The organism is Turicibacter sp. (genome assembly GCF_017941855.1).
In the GTDB taxonomy this organism is placed as follows: Bacteria; Bacillota_I; Bacilli_A; order MOL361; family Turicibacteraceae; genus Turicibacter; species Turicibacter sanguinis.
This window is the reverse complement of the sequence record NZ_JAGAVR010000069.1, coordinates 1-3,789: the sequence shown is the minus strand read 5'-3', so window position 1 is coordinate 3,789 and position 3,789 is coordinate 1. Positions and strand designations below refer to the sequence as shown.

5 protein-coding genes are annotated in these 3,789 nt (G+C 32.9%); all 5 read left to right on the top strand.

Annotated features, from left to right (window positions below; genetic code table 11):
- Positions 1-996, top strand: a 996-nt coding sequence (locus J6D32_RS08655; RefSeq protein ID WP_287467557.1) for a DNA polymerase, incomplete at its 5' end; no start/stop codon positions are given.
- 13 nt (positions 997-1,009) lie between these two features.
- On the top strand, positions 1,010-1,486 hold the full coding sequence (locus J6D32_RS08650) for a hypothetical protein (protein ID WP_287467555.1): 477 nt from the start codon (positions 1,010-1,012) through the stop codon (positions 1,484-1,486).
- A gap of 11 nt (positions 1,487-1,497) precedes the next feature.
- The gene (locus J6D32_RS08645; protein ID WP_287467554.1) at positions 1,498-1,638 is read left to right on the top strand and encodes a hypothetical protein; all 141 of its coding nucleotides are present in this window, start codon (positions 1,498-1,500) and stop codon (positions 1,636-1,638) included.
- A gap of 91 nt (positions 1,639-1,729) precedes the next feature.
- A complete protein-coding gene (locus tag J6D32_RS08640) occupies positions 1,730-2,794 on the top strand; it encodes an IS1595 family transposase (RefSeq protein ID WP_195926978.1) in 1,065 nt (354 codons plus the stop codon).
- Between the two features lie 150 nt (positions 2,795-2,944).
- Positions 2,945-3,691 carry a class I SAM-dependent methyltransferase gene (locus J6D32_RS08635; protein ID WP_195926977.1) on the top strand — a complete coding sequence of 249 codons (747 nt, stop codon included), beginning with the start codon at positions 2,945-2,947 and terminating at the stop codon, positions 3,689-3,691.
- Positions 3,692-3,789: the final 98 nt, after the last annotated feature.

Below are 3,789 nucleotides of genomic sequence, written 5' to 3'. Positions count from 1 at the left end.
CAGTTGAAATGTTCCAATATTGACTCGTATGTACAGTTGAAAAATGCATTAAATGAGAATGGGATAACACTAAGCAAAACTGATGAAAAGACCTTGAGTAATCACATGGGGAAGTATTCACTTTTGTCGGATATTTTGGCTTATCGAAAACTAAAAAAGATGACGACTTCTTATGGGAAAAATTTCAAGAGTTTTTTGTGTGAAGATTCTAGAGTGAGATCTGATTGGGATTCAATCGGTACCAAAACATCAAGAATGACTGCTTCAAAACCAAATATCCAATCAATTCCTAAAGAGATGAAAGCTTTTTTTAAAGCTTCGGATGGCTTTTCGTTTATTATTTGTGATTATTCTACGATTGAATTAAGAATTTTAGCCGAGATTGCAAAAATTCCAGATTTGATAGAAGCTTTAAATCAGGGCGTTGATTTACATTCGAATACAGCGTCTATTGTTTTTAATTCTAATTTAATTACACCCGAGCAGCGGCAAATAGCTAAAGCTATAAACTTCGGAATCGTGTATGGATTAACCCCCTATGGTTTAGCCAATAAAATAAATTCGGCTCAAGAGAACAAGATATCCGAAGAAGATGCGAAAGGATTCTTAGAGGCATATCTCAATCGTTATCCAGAATTAAAAAGTTATCAGGATAAGTTAAAGACGAGTACTTATATAGAGACATTAGGCGGAAGATATTGGTCTAATGAGAATGGCCTAAATCTATTAAGTGATAATCAACGATTAAACTTTGCTATACAAGCTTCTTGTGCGGAAGGTTTAAAAGAAGCTTTAGCTTTAATCATGGCAGGGAAACGTTCTAACTGGCGTTTGGTCAATTCAATCCATGATGAAATTATTCTTGAAGTCCCTCATTCAGATTGTATCGAAGCTAGTCGATTCCTGGAACAACAGATGATTAGGGGGATGGAAACACTTGTGCGAAGTGTTCCTATCATTGTGGAAACTAAAATCTCAAATAATTGGATTAAGTAAGGAGAGGATTTTTATGAATACATTAGCCAACATTAACTCAAATATTTTTAGTCAAGCATTAAAGTATAAAGCAGCTTCGAAAGGTCCTGCCTCATTTGTAGGGGGAGTCCCAAGAAAAATCCCACATGTTTCTGAGGGATATCATGTAGGGGTAATTAAACAGGTAGATGCCAAAATAGCATCTAACGGAAATAGTTATATTCAAATGACTGTTGAATTAGAGGAACTCGGACAAAGCAAAGAACTGAAGATGACGTTATTTCCAAATGCTAACTATAACTCATTCTATTACCAAAATTTATCTATCTTACTTAGTGATGATGAGAAGCAGTTTGATCCGTTGGAGCCATTTGATAAGAATCTTCTGTATGGTAAAGTCATTGAATTTGAGGTAGGACATGAAGATGATCGTTCAAGCAATGGTCAAATTTCAGTTATTAAACATATTATACGAGAAATTAAACCAACATTAGAAGATTTGAATGAATAGGGGAATTTATTATGAAATCATTAAATGAAAAACACAATTTCTTAAAAGCAGATGTTCCATGTTTTTGGAACATCTGCTCTGAAGAACCATTAATTGAATTAATTGTACAAAGTAAGAATGAAGATTTGTTTTTATACAAGGCTCTGTTTTAAATTAGTGTTGATAAAGATAAAATTTCGCATAACTCATGTCATTTGGTGTAGTATAATAAATGTACAAACATTCGTTTAGGTGGTAAAGTCCATGGCAAAAAAGAATAATTCGATAAAAGAAAAGGTATTAGCTTTAATTCCCAAGTTATCTGAATGTGAATTCGAAGAAGTTGCTCAATTTGTTGAGTTGAAATATATCAACTTTCATTTAGAAGGATTACAGAAAGAAATTAAGGAAACACGCTATTCGGATGGACAATATATTTGTCCTTTTTGCCATGGAACTCATATTGTGAAAAATGGCACTAAAAAAGGTCTTCAACGTTACCTATGTCGTTCTTGTCATAAATCTTTTAGTGACCAAACTGCTACTCCTTCTTGTCATTCTAAAAAATCACCAAAGTTATGGCTTCAATATCTTAAATGCATGTTATCGGGATATACGATTCGTCAATGCGCTGAGGAGTGCAAGATAAACATTGCTACCTCTTTTTTCTGGCGACATAAAATTTTAGATGCCTTAGCAACTGCCATCGGTATTGGAGATTTAGAGGGATTAGTAGAAGCTGATGAAACATTCTTTAGATATAACCGAAAAGGAAACTTTACAAAGGTTAGAAGTTATAAAAAAGGTGTTCGTACTTCAAGTGGTCAAACAAATAAACAAGCTAAGAAAAAGAAACGTGGATTATCTCGTGACCAAGTGGCAGTTGGAACAGCCTTAGACCGTTTAGGTAATCTTAAAATGGGATTAATTTGTACGGGACGATTACAATATCCTGCTCTTAAACGATTCTATGAAGGCCATATTTCTGCTAATTCGATTTTATGTACAGATAGTGCTCATGGGTATGCAACTCTATCAGAAGAACTACAACTTAATCATGTTAAGATTGAGTCAGGAAGAAGAAAAAAAGATATTTACCATATCCAACATATCAATTCACTTCATAGTCGTTTAAAATCATTTATGAGTGATTTTAATGGCGTGGCAACCAAGCACTTACAAAACTATTTGTATTGGTTCAAGTTCATTGAATTATTTAAATCAGAACGTGAGTCTACTAAGATAGAAAAAGCTTATGTCTTATCACAGGCTAATTACACAGAATGTTCGGTCAATGCGATTAAAACCAGAATGCCTGCTTTTATTTGATTTTTCATTAAATATTAAATGATAATGAGATGAGCATTCTGCGACATTAAACCATTTTATCCCTATAAAAAATAAGTATAATTGATATTAAAAACTTATTGTCTTAATAAAATATGACATTAAGTTGTTTGTCGAGGGGGGACATTGGAGATGAAAGAGGCATTTAATAAGAAAGCAAAAGATTACGCAAATGGAAGACCAAGTTACCCAGTAGAAGTTTTAAATAAGTTGATAGATCTTGGGGTTAAAGAAACTTCTACTATTGCAGATATTGGTGCAGGAACAGGATTATTAACTAATATGTTATGTGAATTAGGATGTCATGTTTATGCTATTGAGCCTAATGATGAAATGCTTAATGAATGCAAAAAATATTGTGCTTCTCAAACTAAATTGAAATGTGTATGCGCGTCAGCCGAAAAAACTACTTTAGAAGAAAATAGTGTGGATGTGATAACTGTTGCACAGGCTTTTCATTGGTTTGATAAAGAACAATGTCGGATAGAATTTAAGCGTATCTTGAAAGAGAATGGTTATGTCGTGACAGTGTGGAACTCATTAGAGGAAGATAGTGCTTTCATCAAAGAATATGTTGAAATTATCCATCGTTATGAAATTAAAATGACTGCGGGGAATCTATATTTTAATCCAGATGAAGAAAAACTCAAGTTTTTAGGACAAGATTTTGTGAAAGCATACTTTGATAATTATCAAACTGCCACATTGGAAGCACTTATTTCAAATGTTTCTTCCATTTCATATATGCCTTCAAAATCAGATGATAGATATACTGAAATGGTTGAGGAGTTGACTCATTTATTTAATAAATATCAACAAAACGGAACAGTAACTTTTCATTACAAAACAGAAGTTTGTATCGGACAATTCGCTTCTTAATATTTCTTATTTTATAAAAGCTCTATCGTGATGAATGCATGCATTTCAATAGAGCTTTTTTGTGTTTTATTATCAACACTTATTTAAAACAGGACCTT

What these genes read in the sequence shown, in the direction of transcription:
- J6D32_RS08650 (WP_287467555.1), top strand. Translation starts at nt 1,010, where the DNA reads ATGAATACATTAGCCAACATTAACTCAAATATTTTTAGTCAAGCATTA.
- J6D32_RS08635 (WP_195926977.1), top strand. Translation starts at nt 2,945, where the DNA reads ATGAAAGAGGCATTTAATAAGAAAGCAAAAGATTACGCAAATGGAAGA.
- J6D32_RS08640 (WP_195926978.1), top strand. Translation starts at nt 1,730, where the DNA reads ATGGCAAAAAAGAATAATTCGATAAAAGAAAAGGTATTAGCTTTAATT.
- J6D32_RS08645 (WP_287467554.1), top strand. Translation starts at nt 1,498, where the DNA reads ATGAAATCATTAAATGAAAAACACAATTTCTTAAAAGCAGATGTTCCA.